Genomic DNA, 14,831 nt, shown 5'->3' on the forward strand with positions numbered 1-14,831 from the left:
GTCTTGCCGTACGGGAGGGGGCGGTGGGCCCTCGCCAGGGCCCACCGTATGCCGGTGCGGGCGGAAACGGGCCGCGGTCTCGCTATGCGGTCCGGTCCAGGGCACGCAGCGAGCGGTCGGTGATCGAGCGGGCACCGCGGCCGATCGCGATCGTGCCGGACTGGACCAGTTCCTTGATCCCGTAGGGCTCCAGCATCTTGAGCATGGCCTCCAGCTTGTCGCTGCTGCCGGTGGCCTCGATGGTGACGGCCTCCGGGGAGACGTCGACGGTCTTGGCACGGAAGAGCTGGACGATCTCGACGATCTGCGAGCGGGTCTCGTTGTCGGCCCGGACCTTCACCAGAACGAGTTCGCGCTGGACGGAGGACGACGGCTCCAACTCGACGATCTTCAGCACGTTGACGAGCTTGTTGAGCTGCTTGGTGACCTGCTCCAGCGGAAGGTCCTCCACGTTCACCACGATGGTGATGCGGGAGATCTCGGGGTGCTCGGTGACACCGACGGCGAGGGAGTCGATGTTGAAGCCGCGGCGGGAGAAGAGCGCGGCGATCCGGGCGAGGATGCCGGGGGTGTTCTCCACCAGGACGGAGAGCGTGTGCTTGGACATCGGCGTGGTGTTCCGTTCCTCAGTGTTTCCTCGGTCGTCAGTCGTCGCCGTCGCCGAAGTCGGGACGGACACCGCGCGCCGCCATGACCTCGTCGTTGGAGGTGCCGGCCGCGACCATCGGCCAGACCATCGCGTCCTCGTGGACGATGAAGTCGACGACGACGGGACGGTCGTTGATGGAGTTGGCCTTCTCGATCACCGCGTCGAGCTGGGCGGGGTCCTCGCAGCGGAGGCCGACGCAGCCCATGGCCTCCGCCAGCTTCACGAAGTCCGGGACACGGGTGCCCTTCGTGTCCGGGGCGACCGCGCCCGCGGCGGAACCGCCGTTGGCGCCGGCGGGACCGGAGTGGAGCACGGTGTTGGAGTAGCGCTGGTTGTAGAAGAGGGTCTGCCACTGGCGGACCATCCCCAGCGCGCCGTTGTTGATGATCGCGACCTTGATCGGGAGGCCGTTGAGCGCGGCGGTGACCAGCTCCTGGTTGGTCATCTGGAAGCAGCCGTCGCCGTCGATCGCCCAGACGGTGCGGTCCGGGGCGCCGGCCTTGGCGCCGAGCGCGGCCGGGACGGCGTAGCCCATGGTGCCCAGGCCGCCGGAGTTGAGCCAGGTGGCGGGCTTCTCGTAGTTGATGAAGTGGGCGGCCCACATCTGGTGCTGGCCGACGCCGGCGGTGAAGATCGTGTCCTCGGGGGCCAGCGCGCCGATGCGCTCGATGACCTGTTGCGGGGACAGGGAGCCGTCCTCGGGCAGGTCGTAGCCGAGCGGGTAGGTCTCGCGCCAGCGGTCCAGCTGCCGCCACCACTCGCCGTAGTCGCCGGTGCGGCCCGCCTCGTGCTCGGCGCGGACGGCCACGATCAGGTCGGCGATGACCTCGCGGGCGTCGCCCACGATCGGGACGTCGGCGGCGCGGTTCTTGCCGATCTCGGCCGGGTCGATGTCGGCGTGCACGATCTTCGCGTACGGCGCGAAGGAGTCCAGCTTGCCGGTGACGCGGTCGTCGAAGCGGGCGCCGAGCGCGACGATCAGGTCGGCCTTCTGCAGGGCGGTGACGGCGGCGACCGTGCCGTGCATGCCGGGCATGCCCAGGTGCTGCGGGTGGCTGTCGGGGAACGCGCCGAGCGCCATCAGGGTGGTGGTGACGGGGGCCCCGGTCAGCTCGGCGAGCACCTTCAACTCGGCGGTGGCCCCGGCCTTGAGGACGCCGCCGCCGACGTACAGCACCGGGCGGGAGGACTCGGTGATGAGTCTGGCGGCCTCGCGGATCTGCTTGGCGTGCGGCTTGGTCACCGGGCGGTAGCCGGGCAGGTCGGCGGTCGGGGGCCAGGAGAAGGTCGTCCGGGCCTGGAGCGCGTCCTTGGCGATGTCCACCAGGACCGGGCCGGGGCGGCCGGTGGAGGCGATGTGGAACGCCTCGGCGATCACCCGCGGGATGTCGGCCGGGTCGGTCACCAGGTAGTTGTGCTTGGTGATCGGCATCGTGATGCCGCAGATGTCGGCTTCCTGGAAGGCGTCGGTGCCGATCGAGCCGGAGGCCACCTGGCCGGTGATCGCGACCAGCGGGACGGAGTCCATGTTGGCGTCGGCGATCGGGGTGACGAGGTTGGTGGCCCCGGGGCCGGAGGTGGCCATGCAGACGCCCACCTTGCCGGTGGCCTGGGCGTAGCCGGTGGCGGCGTGGCCCGCTCCCTGCTCGTGGCGGACCAGGACGTGGCGCACCCGGGAGGAGTCCATCATCGGGTCGTAGGCGGGCAGGATGGCGCCGCCCGGAATGCCGAATACCGTGTCGGCGCCGACTTCCTCGAGAGAACGGATGAGGGACTGGGCCCCAGTGACGTGCTCGACGGTGACGGGCTGGGGCTGCGCTCCGCCGGTACGGGCCCGCGGCTGCGGGCGAGGGGCCCCGGTGGCCTGCTCGGTCATCGCAATCTCTTCTCGAAGAGTGAGGGTTTGACGCTCGTTGTGGGTGGCTGTGAGTGACTGTGGGTGGCTGTGCGTGGGTCGCGCTCGGTGCTCGTGCAACAAAAAACCCCTCGTGCCGTAAGGCAAGCGAGGGGAGCGCGTCGCTGGTCGTCCGCGGGGCGGCCATGCCCCGGGTCAGTCGACGCGCTGTCCAAGTACGAGAATTCGGGTGCGCATGGCACCGACCATCCTCCCGTGACATGTGAGGTGTCAAGCCGGTGGGACGGACGTCTCACTATTTGAGCGCAATGGAGGATGCGTCACCGGATCGGGGCCCGCCGTTCCGCCCCTGCGTACGGGCAACGAACCGGCGACCACCACCGAACGACCGGTGCCCGGACCGTGCTGCTCTCCTCCGGCCACGGGGTAGCCGCCCCGGGTCAGGGCGCGGCGCAGCCGGTGCTCGTCCAGAGGCTTGGAGAAGGCCGCCCCCTGGGCGTGCGTGCAGCCCATCGAGCGCAGGACGGCGGCCTGTTCGGGGAGGTCCACGCCCTCCGCCACGGAGGCCACGCCGAGGTCCTCGGCGATCCTCAGCAGCCCGGAGGTGATTTTGCGCACCCTGGCGGACTCCGCGACGCCCTCGATCAGGGAGCGGTCCAGCCGCAGCACGTCGACGGGGAGCCTGCGCAGGGCGGCGAGGGCGCCGTGGCCGGCGCCGAAGCCGTCCAGGGCGACGCCGACACCGAGCCGCCGCAACGCGGTGACCCACAGCTCCAGTTCGTTCAGGGAGACGCTCGGGGCACTGTCGGACAACTCGACGACGAGGGCCTCGGGAGGCAGCCCGTGCCGGGACAGCAGCGCCTCGACGGTGGCCGGGGTCGTGGAGCGGTCGGTGAGGCGACGCGCGTCGATCCGTACGCACACGGGCACGCGGAAACCCGCGCGGTGGCGTTCGGCGGCCTGTTCGACGGCCCTGCGCAGCAGCCAGTCGCCCGCCTGGGCGGTCTCGTCCCCGGCCGCGTTCGCGGAGGCCCCGCGCGAGGAGTCGGCGGGCGGGAAGAGGACGCCCCGGGCGGAGCGCCTGCGGGCCTGGGCGACGACCGAGGTGATCCGGCCGCCGGCGAGCTCGACCACGGGTTGGTGGAGCAGCGCGAACTCGCTCTCGGCCAGCGCGCCGCGCAGTCGGTCGGTGGTCAGTTCGGCGCGGCGGACGGCCTCGGCCTGCGGCTGCGGCGCGTACAGCTCGACCCGGTTCTTGCCGGCCTGCTTGGCCCGGTACATCGCCAGGTCGGCGTGGCGCATCAGGACCGCCGGGGTCACGCCGGGCTCGGCGAAGGCCACGCCGATGGAGGCGGCGACCCGTACCTCGCCGCCCTCGACACGGTAGGGCCGGGAGAGGGTCGTGCGCAGCCGCTCGGCGATCTCCAGTACGCGGTACTCGCGTTCGGCGCGGTCGCACCGGCCGTCGCCCAGGATGAGCGCGGCGAACTCGTCGCCGCCGAGCCGGGCGGCGGTGTCGCCGGCCCGTACGGCCTCCCTCAGTCGGCGGGCCGCGTGGATCAGGAGTTCGTCGCCCGCCTGGTGGCCGACGGTGTCGTTCACCGCCTTGAACCCGTCGAGGTCGATGTAGAGCACCGCCGTGTGGCCCGCCTCGGCGTCGCCCCGGCGCCGGCCGCCGAGCGCCTGGCGCACGCGCTCGGTGAACAGCGCCCGGTTGGGCAGGTCGGTGAGCGGGTCGTGCGAGGCGTTGTGCTGGAGCTGCGCCTGGAGGCGCACCCGTTCGGTCACGTCGCGGCTGTTGAAGATCAGGCCGCCCTGGTAACGGTTGACGGTGGACTCGACGTTGAGCCAGCGCCCCGAGGCGTGTCGGATGCGGCACTCGATCCGGGTGGAGGGTTCCTCGTCGGACGGGGTGGCGAGGAAACGGCGCACCTCGTGCAGGACCCGGCCGAGGTCCTCGGGGTGGATGAGGGAGGCGAGTTCGGAGCCGACCAGCTTGTCCGGCTCGCGGCCGTAGACGCCCGCGGCGGCCGGGGAGACGTACCGCAGCATCCCGGCCGGGGAGGCGATCATGATGACGTCGCTGGACCCCTGGACCAGGGACCGGAAGTGGTTCTCCTTCTGGGCCAGTTCGTGGGTGAGGTGGATGTTGTCCAGCAGCATGATGCCCTGCCGCACCACCAGGGCCAGCACGACGGTGCAGCCGGTCAGCAGCACCACCCGGTCGATGGCCCCGCCGTCGCGGACGTTGTAGAGGATGCCCAGGGTGCACACGGCGGCGGCCAGGTAGGGCGTGAGGGCGGCCAGCGACCCGGCCATGGGGCCGTTCGTCGGCGCGGGCGGCCGGGCGCCCGGACGGGCGGGACCGCGCTGCCGTTCCGCCCCCTCCCGGTTGCCGACCCAGGGGGCGTACGCGAGCAGCAGCGAGCCGGCGAACCAGCCCGCGTCGAGGATCTGGCCGGAGGAGTAGTTCTCCCGCAGCAGGGGTGAGGTGAACAGAGCGTCGCAGAGCACGGTGAGAGCGAGGGCGCCGATGACGGTGTTGACGGCGGATCGGTGGGCGGCGGAACGGCGGAAGTGCAGGGCGAGGACCATGCTGATCAGCACGATGTCCATCAGGGGGTAGGCCAGGGAGAGGGCCACCAGGGAGACGGACTCGCCCTGCCAGTACGAGGGGTGGTCGAGCGCCAGGCTCCAGGAGAGGGTGAGCAGCGAGCCGCCGATCAGCCAGGCGTCGAGGGCCAGACAGATCCAACCCGCCCGGGTGACGGGGCGTTTGGCGAGCACCAGCAGTCCGATGATGGCCGGCGGCGCGAAGAGCAGGAAGCAGAAGTCGGCGGCCGAGGGGCTGGGCACGGGCCGGCTCAGCACGACCTCGTACCACCCCCACACTCCGTTGCCGAGTCCGGCCATCGCCGAGGAGAGGGAGAAGAGGACCCACGCGGGACGGAACGGGTTGCCGGGGTGGGTGCGGGCGTAGTGGAAGCAGGAGCCCGCGGCCACGAACGCCGCGGCGCTCAGCCCGAAGTCGCCCATGAACAGCGCCACCGCGGGCGATCCCCAGCCCAGGACCGCGCCCAGCGCGTACGCGCCGCACACGGCGGCCAGGGCGAGCCGGGGAAGCACTCCGCCCCGGCCGTCCGCCGCGGTGCCGTCGCGCCGGTACGCCGTGCGGGCCGGGCGGGAGAGCTCGGTCCCCCGGGCGGTCATCGCGCCACCCCCGGGCGCGGCGGACGGCCCGCCCGCGCCCCGGACCCCACGGGTCGGCGTCCTCTCCAGCACCGGTCGTGTGTCCGGTGGTTCGTCCGGTGGCCGTGCATGTCGCCCGTCCCCCCTCGTGGTCTGGTACACCCCCGGACCGGACGATACACCAGGTCAGTCACTCAGGGGCATAGGCTCTCTACACAGCGTGACGGACGGAGAGATTGCCGATACAATGCGCATTTGCTCGTATTCGGAGCGTGTATAGGGCAGCCAGATGATCCGCCCGGTGGCCCCTCCGCCCGGGCTATCCGTCGCCCCCGCGGTCCCGCCCCGCCACGGCGACCACGTTCTCCAGGGGCTCCCCGGCCGCGAAGCGCCGCACCTGGGCGCGGAGCAGGCGCCTGGCCCTCGGCGCGAACGCGGAGCTGGGGCCGCCGACGTGGGGCGTGATCAGCACGCCCGGCGCCCGCCACAGCGGATGCCCCGGCGGCAGCGGCTCGGGGTCGGTGACGTCGAGCGCGGCCCGCAGCCGCCCCGCCTCCAGTTCGGCCAGGAGCGCGTCGGTGTCCACGACGGCGCCGCGGGCGACGTTCACCAGCAGCGCGCCGTCCTTCATCCGGGCCAGGAAGGAGGCGTCCACCAGCCCGCGGGTGGCCTCGGTGAGGGGGGTGACCAGGAACACCACGTCGGCCTCGGGCAGCAGCCGGGGCAGGTCGGCGAGGGCGTGCACCGGGCCGCGCGGCGCGGTGCGGGCGGTGCGCGCCACGCGGAGGACGGCCCCCGGCTCGAAGGGGACGAGCCGCTCCTCGATGGCGCCGCCTATGGAGCCGTAGCCGACGATCAGGGCGGTCCGGTCGGCGAGGGCCGGACGGAAGCCCTGCCGCCACTCCCCCGCGTCCTGGGCGCGGACGAAGCCGGGGATGTCGCGCAGCGCGGCCAGGGCGAGGGTGAGCGCGAGTTCGGCCGTGCTCGTCTCGTGGACGCCGCGGGCGTTGCACAGCAGGGCGCCCCGGGGCAGTTGCGGTAGGGCGGGCTCCATGTGGTCGACGCCGGCGGTGAGCGTCTGCACCACCCGCACGTTGGCCATGTGCGCCAGGGGACGTACGGCGACGGCCTGACCCTTCAGATAGGGAACGGCGTAGAAGACGCAGTGCGCGGGGTCCGCCGGGAACTCCCCCTCGCCGTCCCAGTGGACGTAGCGGAGCGATTCCGGCAGATCGCCCACCTCGGCGGGCGGAAAGGGCAGCCAGACGTCTGCGGAAGCCATGGTCGACAGGCTATCCGGAGGCTGTTCGAGGCCCGTCGGAAGGCACCCGTTAGGTTGGGAGCGCCCTGCGGGGGGCGAGGAGGGAGCACGTCCAGGTGGAGCGCAGGACTATCGGTGCGGCGACGCTGGAGGTGGGCGCGATCGGGCTCGGCTGCATGCCGATGACCTGGGCCTACACCACGTCCGAACAGGACGGCGAGTCCTCGCTGCGCACGGTGCACGCCGCGCTCGACCACGGGGTGACGCTGCTCGACACCGCCGACATGTACGGGCCGTTCACCAACGAACTGCTCCTCGGCCGGGTGCTCGGACGGCGCCGCGCGGAGGCGTTCGTCTCGACCAAGTGCGGGCTGCTGGTCGGCGAGCAGCACATCGTGGCCAACGGCCGTCCCTCCTATGTGAGACGGGCCTGCGACGCCTCGCTGCGGCGGCTGCAGATCGACGAGATCGACCTCTACCAGCTCCACCGCGTCGACCCCGAGGTGCCCATCGAGGAGACCTGGGGCGCGATGGCCGACTTGGTCGCCGCGGGAAAGGTGCGTGCGCTGGGGTTGTGCGCCGTGGGCGCACGGGCGCAGCGGCGGACGGCCGCCGAGCCCCTGTACGCGGAGACGATCCGGCAGTTGGAGCGCGTGCAGCAGGTGTTCCCGGTGAGCTGCGTGGAGGCCGAGCTGTCGGTGTGGTCCCCGGAGGCCCTGGTGTCGCTGCTGCCGTGGTGCGAGGCGCGGGGGATCGGCTTCCTGGCCGCGATGCCGCTGGGCAACGGCTTCCTGACCGGCACGCTGACGCCCGGCGTCGGCTTCGAACCCGACGACATACGGGCCCGGCACCCCCGCTTCACGGCCGAGATGATGGCCGCCAACCAGCCCATCGTCGTCGGTCTGCGGCGCGTCGCCGCGCGGCACGGCGACGCCACCCCGGCCCAGGTGGCACTGGCCTGGCTGCTGGCGCAGGGACGGCACGTGGTGCCGGTGCCGGGCACGAAGAAGGAGCGCTGGGCGGTGGAGAACGCGGCGGCGGCCCGGCTGAGGCTCACCGAGGAGGACCTGGCGGAGATCGCCGCGCTGCCCCCCGCTCTGGGATCGTGGGACTGAGGACGGGAACCCTCCGCGCCTCCCCGACGTACGGTCGGGTGTGGGGTGCCGCCGGGCGCCCCGCACCGGAACCCGACACACCGACACACCGCCAGACCGAGCCGGACCGAGAGCCGTCGAAAGGCGCCCCGATGGTGCGAAGCCCTTCCCTGTCCCTGCGAGCGGCCGTCGTCTCCCTCACCGGGCTCGCCCTGTTCGCCGCGGGGTGTTCCTCCGGCGGCGACGGGGAGCCCTCGGACCGTGGGAGCGCCACGGCCGGCCGATCCGCCTCCCCCTCGAAGGACCCCGACCGCTCCCCCGGCGCCTCGCCCGCCCCCGCCAAGGGCTCGGTGAAGGTCGTGGACACGGTCGCGACGGGGCTGGAGTCCCCCTGGGGGCTCGCGCCCCTGCCGGACGGCGACCTGCTGGTCTCCTCCCGGGACGAGGGCACGATCCTGCGGGTCGACGGGGAGAGCGGGAAGACGACCGAGCTGGGGTCGGTGCCCGGGGTCGACCCGGGCGGCGAGGGCGGCCTGCTGGGCATCGCCGTCTCGCCCGACTTCGCCGAGGACCGCTACGTCTACGCCTACTTCACCAGCGCCTCCGACAACCGGATCGTGCGGATGCTCTACGAGGAGGACGGGGAGGAGGGCAACCGGCTGGGCGCGCCCAGCACGGTCTTCCGGGGCATCCCCAAGGGAGTCGTCCACAACGGCGGCCGGATCGCCTTCGGCCCGGACCGGATGCTCTACGTGGGGACGGGCGACTCCGGCGACGCGAGCCTCGCCCAGGACCGGGACTCCCTCGGCGGCAAGATCCTGCGCATGACGCCGGACGGCGAGCCCCCGGGCCACGGCAACCCCGAGGCGGACTCGGTCGTCTACTCCTGGGGCCACCGCAACGTCCAGGGGTTGGCCTGGGACGCCGAGAAGCGGCTGTGGGCCTCGGAGTTCGGCCAGAACACCTGGGACGAGGTCAACCTGATCCGCCCCGGCGGGAACTACGGCTGGCCCGAGGTGGAGGGCGAGGCCGGCGAGGAGGGCTTCGTCGATCCCGTGGCCCAGTGGAAGCCCGCGGACGCCTCCCCGAGCGGCATCGCCGTGGCGAGGGGTTCGGTGTGGGTGGCGGGCCTGCGCGGGGAGAGGCTGTGGCGGATTCCCCTCGATGGCGAGAAAACGGTGGCGGAGCCGCAGGCGTTCCTGGAAGGTGAGTACGGGCGGTTGCGGACGGTCGTCTCCGACGGCGGCGACGGGCTGTGGCTGGTGACCAGCGAGACGGACTCGCGCGGTACGCCCGGCGAGGACGACGACCGCATCCTGAAGTTGGAGGTCCGCTGATGTTCAACCTGATCGAGGAGCTGTTCACCCCCGGACGCCGCCACGCCGACGACGAGCGCAAGCGGCTGGAGCACACCCGGGTGGAGGAGGGCAACCACGATCCGGGGCGCGGCCCGATCGACCTCGCCTCGGGTCACGTCCTGATCAGGCCCCCGCGGCCGGCGCCGGCCGCGGAATCCGCCTGACGGCACGGGCGTCCGCGTCGGGCGCCCCGGCCCCTCGCACCGCCGCTCTCACACCGCCGCGCGGCCGGCCTCGTCCGCCGGCTCCACCAACCGCAGCCGGTGCGCCATCGCCGCCGCCTCGCCGCGCCCCGAGACGTCCAGCTTCGCCAGGATGTTGGAGACGTGCACGCTGGCCGTCTTGGGCGAGATGAACAGCGCCTCGGCGATCTGACGGTTGCTGCGCCCCGCCGCGACCAGGCGCAGCACGTCCCGCTCGCGGGGGGTGAGGCCGAAGGACTCCACCGGGTCGGCCGGCGGCTCCTGCGGGGCGCCGGTCCCGCCGCGGGCGGCACCGAGGACGACCCGGGCCCGCCCCGCCAGCCGCTCGACGCTCTCGCGCAGCGGCACGGCGCCCAGCCGCACGGCCGTGGCGTGCGCCCTCGTCAGCAGGTCGGCGGCCTCCTCGCGGTCCCCGCCCGTGTCGAGCAGGGACTCCGCCCGGCGGTACCGCGCCTGGGCCAGTCGGAAGGGCCGCGACAGCCTCTCGAAGGCGGCCACCGCCTCGGCCCAGCGGTCCGGGTCGTCGCGCCCTTGGGCCCGCAGCAGTTCGGCGTCCACCATCAGCCCGTGGGCGGCCCACACCGGCACCAGCCGCGGCAGTTCCCCGGCCGCCCGGCGGATCCGCTCCAGGACCTCGGCCCTCCCCGGCTCCGCGGCGGGCAGTCCGCGCGCGTCCGCCTCGACCGCCAGCGCGGAGTACAGCAGCGGCCAGGCGTACCGCTCGGTGGAGAGCGGGAAGCCGCGGTCCAGTGCCTCCTCCAGCACGCGCCGGGCCTGGAGCGGCCGGCCGCGCGCCGCCTCGATCTCCATCTCCAGACGGGCGAGCGGGATCGTGTACTGCGGCTGTGGATCGTGCGTGCCGTGGTGCTTCCACGCCTCGGCCAGTTGCCGGGCGGCCTGGTCGACGTCGCCCCGGCGGAGGGCGAGATGGGCCTTCTTGAGCGCGGCCGAACCGCGCGGCCGGGCGCTGCTCTCCAGTCTGCGCGTGGCGGCCAGCGCGGCGTCGGCCTCCTCCCAGCGTCCCAGGGCGACCAGCGACTCGGCCATGTTGTTCCGGAGCCACGCCCGGGTGTCCCGGAGCCCGAAGCGGTGGGCGACCCGCAGCCCCTCCTCGGCCACCTCCACGGCCTGCTCGGAGCGGCCCACCCCCTCCAGCGCGGAGGACAGGTTGACGTGGCAGCGCCCCATGACGCCGACCTCGCCCCGCTCGACGACGCACCGGGCGACCTCCGCCATCTCGACGAGCCCGCCGTCCACGTCGCCCGAGAAGACCCGCAGGCTGCCCAGGGTGAGCCGGGCGTGCAGCTCGATGCTCTCGGCGCCCACCAGGGAGGCCAGTTCCACCGCGCGCTGGGCGGTGGTGAAGATCTCCGGCCCGGGTTCGTGGGTGGAGCCCCAGGCGGCGGCGTTGGCCAGGACCTCGGCGTGCACCGGGGAGGGCGGCAGGCCGCGCACCAACTCCTGCGCCCGGCCCAGCTCCTCCCAGCCGTCGCCCTGCCCGGTGCTCTGCGCGAGCTTGGAGCGCTGTGTCCAGAACCAGGCCGCCCGCAGCGGCTCCCTGTTCTCGTCCAGCATCCGCAGGGCGCGCTTGACGACGGCCAGCGCCCGCTTGCGCTCCCCCGAGAGCTGGGCGGCGCTCACCGTCTCGGCCAGCAGGTCGAGGTAGCGCAGCGTCTCGTCCTCGCGGTCGCAGGCCGGGTACACGTCGGTGTGCGCGAAGGACCGCAGGGCGCGGCGGGTCTCGGGGTCCGCCTCCTCCCACAGCTCCAACGCCCGGTCCAGCAGCCGCAGTTGCTCGGCGTAGGCGTAGCGCCGCCGGGCGGCGACCGCCGCGTCCAGCACGGCGGGCAGCGCCCTGGGCACGTCGCGCGCCGCGTACCAGTAGCTGGCCAGGCGCGCGGCGCGCTCGTCGGTGCGGACGAGGGAGGGGTCCTCCTCCAGCGCCTCGGCGTAGCGGCGGTTGAGGCGGACGCGTTCGCCGGGCAGCAGGTCCTCCGAGACGGCCTCGCGCACCAGCGCGTGCCGGAAGCGGTAGCCGTCGCCGTCCTGGGTGGGGGCGAGGATGTTGGCGCCCACCGCGGCCCGCAGCGCCTCGATCAGCTCGTCCTCGGGCAGCCGCGCCACCGCGGCGAGCAGGGCGTGCTCGATCTCGGAGCCGCCCTCGGCGGCGATCCGGGCCACCTGCTGGGCGGTCTCCGGCAGCGCTTCGACCCGTACCAGCAGCAGGTCGCGGAGCGAGTCGCTGATGCCGCAGGCGGTGCCGCCGACCGTCAACTCCTCCACGAAGAAGGGGTTTCCCTCGGAGCGTTCGAAGACCTGCTCCACCAGGCCGTGCTCGGGGGTCTCGACGCCCTGGATGCCGGCCATCTGCGCCCGCACCTCCTCCCGGCTGAGCCGGGGCAGCTCGATCCGGCGGACGGTGCGCAGCCGGTCGAGTTCGGCGAGGAAGGGGCGCAGCGGGTGGCGGCGGTGGATGTCGTCGGACCGGTAGGTGGCGACGATGACCAGCCGGGCGCGGTCCAGGGAGCGGAACAGGTACGCCAGGAGTTCGCGGGTGGAGCGGTCGGCCCAGTGCAGGTCCTCGACGGCGAGGACGAGCGTCCGCTCCCGGGAGAGCGACTCCAGCAGCCGGGCGGTCAGCTCGAACAGCCGGGCCCGGCCGTCCTCCTCGTGCCACTCGCGGGTGGTCTCGCCCAGTTCGGGCAGGAGGCGGGCCAGTTCGCCCTCCTGCCCCGCGGCGGCGGCCGTCAGCTCCTCCCCGAGCCGGCGGTGGAGGGAGCGCAGCACGGTGGAGACCGGTGCGAACGGCAGGCCGTCGGCGCCGATCTCGACGCATCCGCCGACGGCCGCGACCGCGCCGGCGGCGCGGGCGGCGGTCAGGAACTCCTCCAGCAGCCGCGTCTTGCCGACCCCGGCCTCGCCCGCCACCACGACCGCCTGCGGCTCGCCCGTGGCGGCACGGGCGAGCGCGACGACGAGGGCGGTCAACTCGTCCCCGCGGCCGACGAACACCGGGCTCACTCTGGCACTGTCCACGGCGCCGAGCATCGCACAGGTGTCGGGCGGCGCGGCACCGTGTTTCACCGGCATTCCACCGGCACCGTCCTCCCGACGGGGGCACGGGGTCAGACGGTCCGGCTCCCTCGCCCCGGGCCCCTGCCGGTGCGCCCCTCGCGCGCCCCCGCCGGCCTTCCGCGGTCCTCTCCCTGTCGCCTGCCGTCCCGTTCCTTGCCGCGCTGCCGGCGGCGGGCGGCGACGGCCTCGCGCGCGAGGCGTTCCCGCTCGGCCTCGCGGCGGAGTTCGGCGGCGCGCAGTCCGTGTATCTGGTGGTCGAACACTCCGGCCCTCCGGGGTCTCGGCGGTGGATTCCTCGTCCGCTGTCCGCGGACGACTCCACCTTCGTCTCCCAGGTGAGGCGGCCACATCGGGAGCATGCCCGATGTTCGCGGTGCCGGAAGCCTTAGATCGCAAGGACGAGGAGGCCCGTTCCGCCGGGGGACCGGTACGGTCGCCCCTCTCCCGCCCGCGCGGGTCTGAGGTGCCTTAGGCCCTGCTCGGAGACGGCTCGAAGACGGCTCGGAGGCGGCGCGTACACGGCCCAGACACGGCGCGGACACGGCGCGGACACGGCGCGGCCCCCGCGCCCGGACGGGGCGCGGGGGCCGCGGGGGAAGCGGGGGAAGCGGGCGGGCGTCAGCCCTGGACGCCCAGCTTCTCCAGGATGAGTTCGCGCACGCGGGCGGCGTCCGCCTGGCCGCGGGTGGCCTTCATCACGGCGCCGACGAGCGCGCCCGCCGCCTGCACCTTGCCGCCGCGGATCTTCTCGGCGATCGCCTCGTTGGCGGCGATCGCCTCGTCCACGGCCTTGCTCAGGGCGCCGGTGTCCGAGACGACCTTCAGACCGCGCTTCTCCACGACCTCGTCCGGCTCGCCCTCGCCCGCGAGGACGCCCTCGATGACCTGACGGGCGAGCTTGTCGTTGAGGGAGCCCTCGGCGACCAGGGCGCACACCCGGGCGACCTGGGCCGGGGTGATGGGCAGGGCGGACAGCTCGGTGCCCTGCTCGTTCGCCCGGCGGGCCAGCTCGCCCATCCACCACTTGCGGGCCTGGTCGGCCGGGGCGCCGGCGTCGATGGTGGCGGTGATCAGGTCGATGGCGCCCGCGTTGAGCACGGACTGCATCTCGTGCTGGGAGATGCCCCACTCCTCGCGCAGCCGGTTGCGGCGCACGCGCGGCAGCTCGGGCAGCTCGGCGCGCAGCTTCTCCACCCACTCGCGCGCGGGGGCGACGGGCACGAGGTCCGGCTCGGGGAAGTAGCGGTAGTCCTCCGCCTCCTCCTTGACGCGGCCGGAGGTGGTGGTGCCGGTGTCCTCGTGGAAGTGGCGGGTCTCCTGGACGATCTTCTCGCCCGCGTCCAGCACGGCGGCGTGGCGCTGGATCTCGAAGCGGGTGGCCCGCTCGACGCTGCGCAGCGAGTTGACGTTCTTGGTCTCCGAGCGGGTGCCGAACGTCTCGGTGCCCTTCGGACGCAGCGACAGGTTGACGTCGCAGCGCATCTGCCCCATTTCCATCCGGGCCTCGGAGACCCCCAGGGCCCGGATGAGCTCGCGCAGCTCGGCGACGTACGCCCGGGCCACCTCGGGCGCGCGCTCCCCGGCGCCGACGATGGGCTTGGTGACGATCTCGACCAGGGGGATGCCGGCCCGGTTGTAGTCCAGCAGCGAGTGCGAGGCGCCGTGGATGCGGCCCGTGGCACCGCCGATGTGCGTGGACTTGCCGGTGTCCTCCTCCATGTGGGCGCGCTCGATCTCCACGCGGAAGACCTCGCCGTCCTCCAGCTGGACGTCCAGGTGGCCGTTGAAGGCGATCGGCTCGTCGTACTGGGAGATCTGGAAGTTCTTCGGCATGTCCGGATAGAAGTAGTTCTTCCGGGCGAACCGGCACCACTCGGCGATCTCGCAGTTCAGCGCGAGACCGATCCTGATGGTGGACTCCACCGCGGTCGCGTTGACCACCGGCAGGGAGCCGGGCAGACCCAGGCAGACGGGGCAGGTCTGCGTGTTGGGCTCGGCGCCCAGCGCTGTGGAGCAGCCGCAGAACATCTTGGTCCTGGTGCCCAGTTCGACATGGACCTCCAGGCCCATGACGGGGTCGTAGGAGGCCAGCGCGTCCTCGTACGACACCAGTTCAGTGACAGTCACGGAAAGCAAACCTTTCAGGC

The 14,831-nt window shown here is 73.3% G+C and carries 10 protein-coding genes; 3 read left to right on the forward strand and 7 right to left on the reverse strand.

The window, feature by feature from the left end; all coding sequences use genetic code 11:
• Positions 1-82: 82 nt before the first annotated feature.
• From ilvN to ABD335_RS27745, 4 genes are all read right to left on the reverse strand, one after another.
• Complete coding sequence (gene ilvN, locus ABD335_RS27730) at positions 83-607, reverse strand: acetolactate synthase small subunit (protein ID WP_344328412.1); 525 nt, start codon at positions 605-607, stop codon at positions 83-85.
• 37 nt (positions 608-644) lie between these two features.
• Entirely contained in the window at positions 645-2,525 is a 1,881-nt protein-coding gene (locus ABD335_RS27735) for an acetolactate synthase large subunit (RefSeq protein ID WP_344328414.1), read from the reverse strand.
• A gap of 249 nt (positions 2,526-2,774) precedes the next feature.
• Positions 2,775-5,714 (reverse strand): putative bifunctional diguanylate cyclase/phosphodiesterase, encoded by a 2,940-nt coding sequence (locus ABD335_RS27740; protein WP_344328415.1) that lies wholly within the window; start codon positions 5,712-5,714, stop codon positions 2,775-2,777.
• Between the two features lie 298 nt (positions 5,715-6,012).
• On the reverse strand, positions 6,013-6,975 hold the full coding sequence (locus ABD335_RS27745) for a 2-hydroxyacid dehydrogenase (protein ID WP_344328417.1): 963 nt from the start codon (positions 6,973-6,975) through the stop codon (positions 6,013-6,015).
• Positions 6,976-7,070: 95 nt separating this feature from the next.
• Between ABD335_RS27745 and ABD335_RS27750 the strand changes: the two genes are divergently transcribed.
• The 3 genes from ABD335_RS27750 (at position 7,071) to ABD335_RS27760 (ending at position 9,570) form a co-directional block, all read left to right on the forward strand.
• Complete coding sequence (locus tag ABD335_RS27750; RefSeq protein WP_344328419.1) at positions 7,071-8,069, forward strand: aldo/keto reductase; 999 nt, start codon at positions 7,071-7,073, stop codon at positions 8,067-8,069.
• A gap of 131 nt (positions 8,070-8,200) precedes the next feature.
• Positions 8,201-9,385 (forward strand): PQQ-dependent sugar dehydrogenase, encoded by a 1,185-nt coding sequence (locus ABD335_RS27755; RefSeq protein ID WP_344328421.1) that lies wholly within the window; start codon positions 8,201-8,203, stop codon positions 9,383-9,385.
• Positions 9,385-9,570, forward strand: a complete 186-nt coding sequence (locus tag ABD335_RS27760; protein WP_344328422.1) for a DUF6191 domain-containing protein — start codon at positions 9,385-9,387, stop codon at positions 9,568-9,570. The genes ABD335_RS27755 and ABD335_RS27760 overlap by 1 nt, the downstream gene beginning before the upstream one ends.
• 48 nt (positions 9,571-9,618) lie before the next feature.
• Here the strand turns inward: ABD335_RS27760 and ABD335_RS27765 are convergent, their stop codons facing one another.
• The 3 genes from ABD335_RS27765 to gatB all read right to left on the reverse strand — a co-directional run bounded on the left by ABD335_RS27765 (position 9,619) and on the right by gatB (position 14,811).
• Positions 9,619-12,657: a helix-turn-helix transcriptional regulator gene (locus ABD335_RS27765; protein WP_344328922.1), complete on the reverse strand. Its 3,039-nt coding sequence runs from the start codon at positions 12,655-12,657 to the stop codon at positions 9,619-9,621.
• Between the two features lie 77 nt (positions 12,658-12,734).
• The gene (locus ABD335_RS27770) at positions 12,735-12,947 is read right to left on the reverse strand and encodes a hypothetical protein (protein ID WP_344328423.1); all 213 of its coding nucleotides are present in this window, start codon (positions 12,945-12,947) and stop codon (positions 12,735-12,737) included.
• A 355-nt stretch (positions 12,948-13,302) separates the two neighbouring features.
• The gene (gene gatB / locus ABD335_RS27775; protein WP_344328425.1) at positions 13,303-14,811 is read right to left on the reverse strand and encodes an Asp-tRNA(Asn)/Glu-tRNA(Gln) amidotransferase subunit GatB; all 1,509 of its coding nucleotides are present in this window, start codon (positions 14,809-14,811) and stop codon (positions 13,303-13,305) included.
• Between the last annotated feature and the right edge of the window lie 20 nt (positions 14,812-14,831).

Source organism: Streptomyces macrosporus, from assembly GCF_039533145.1.
Lineage (GTDB): Bacteria > Actinomycetota > Actinomycetes > Streptomycetales > Streptomycetaceae > Streptomyces > Streptomyces macrosporus.

Excerpts from the sequence above, each read along its gene's own strand:
- ilvN (WP_344328412.1), bottom strand. The coding sequence starts at position 607 with ATGTCCAAGCACACGCTCTCCGTCCTGGTGGAGAACACCCCCGGCATC.
- ABD335_RS27735 (WP_344328414.1), bottom strand. The coding sequence starts at position 2,525 with ATGACCGAGCAGGCCACCGGGGCCCCTCGCCCGCAGCCGCGGGCCCGT.
- ABD335_RS27740 (WP_344328415.1), bottom strand. The coding sequence starts at position 5,714 with ATGACCGCCCGGGGGACCGAGCTCTCCCGCCCGGCCCGCACGGCGTAC.
- ABD335_RS27745 (WP_344328417.1), bottom strand. The coding sequence starts at position 6,975 with ATGGCTTCCGCAGACGTCTGGCTGCCCTTTCCGCCCGCCGAGGTGGGC.
- ABD335_RS27755 (WP_344328421.1), top strand. The coding sequence starts at position 8,201 with ATGGTGCGAAGCCCTTCCCTGTCCCTGCGAGCGGCCGTCGTCTCCCTC.
- ABD335_RS27760 (WP_344328422.1), top strand. The coding sequence starts at position 9,385 with ATGTTCAACCTGATCGAGGAGCTGTTCACCCCCGGACGCCGCCACGCC.
- ABD335_RS27765 (WP_344328922.1), bottom strand. The coding sequence starts at position 12,657 with ATGCTCGGCGCCGTGGACAGTGCCAGAGTGAGCCCGGTGTTCGTCGGC.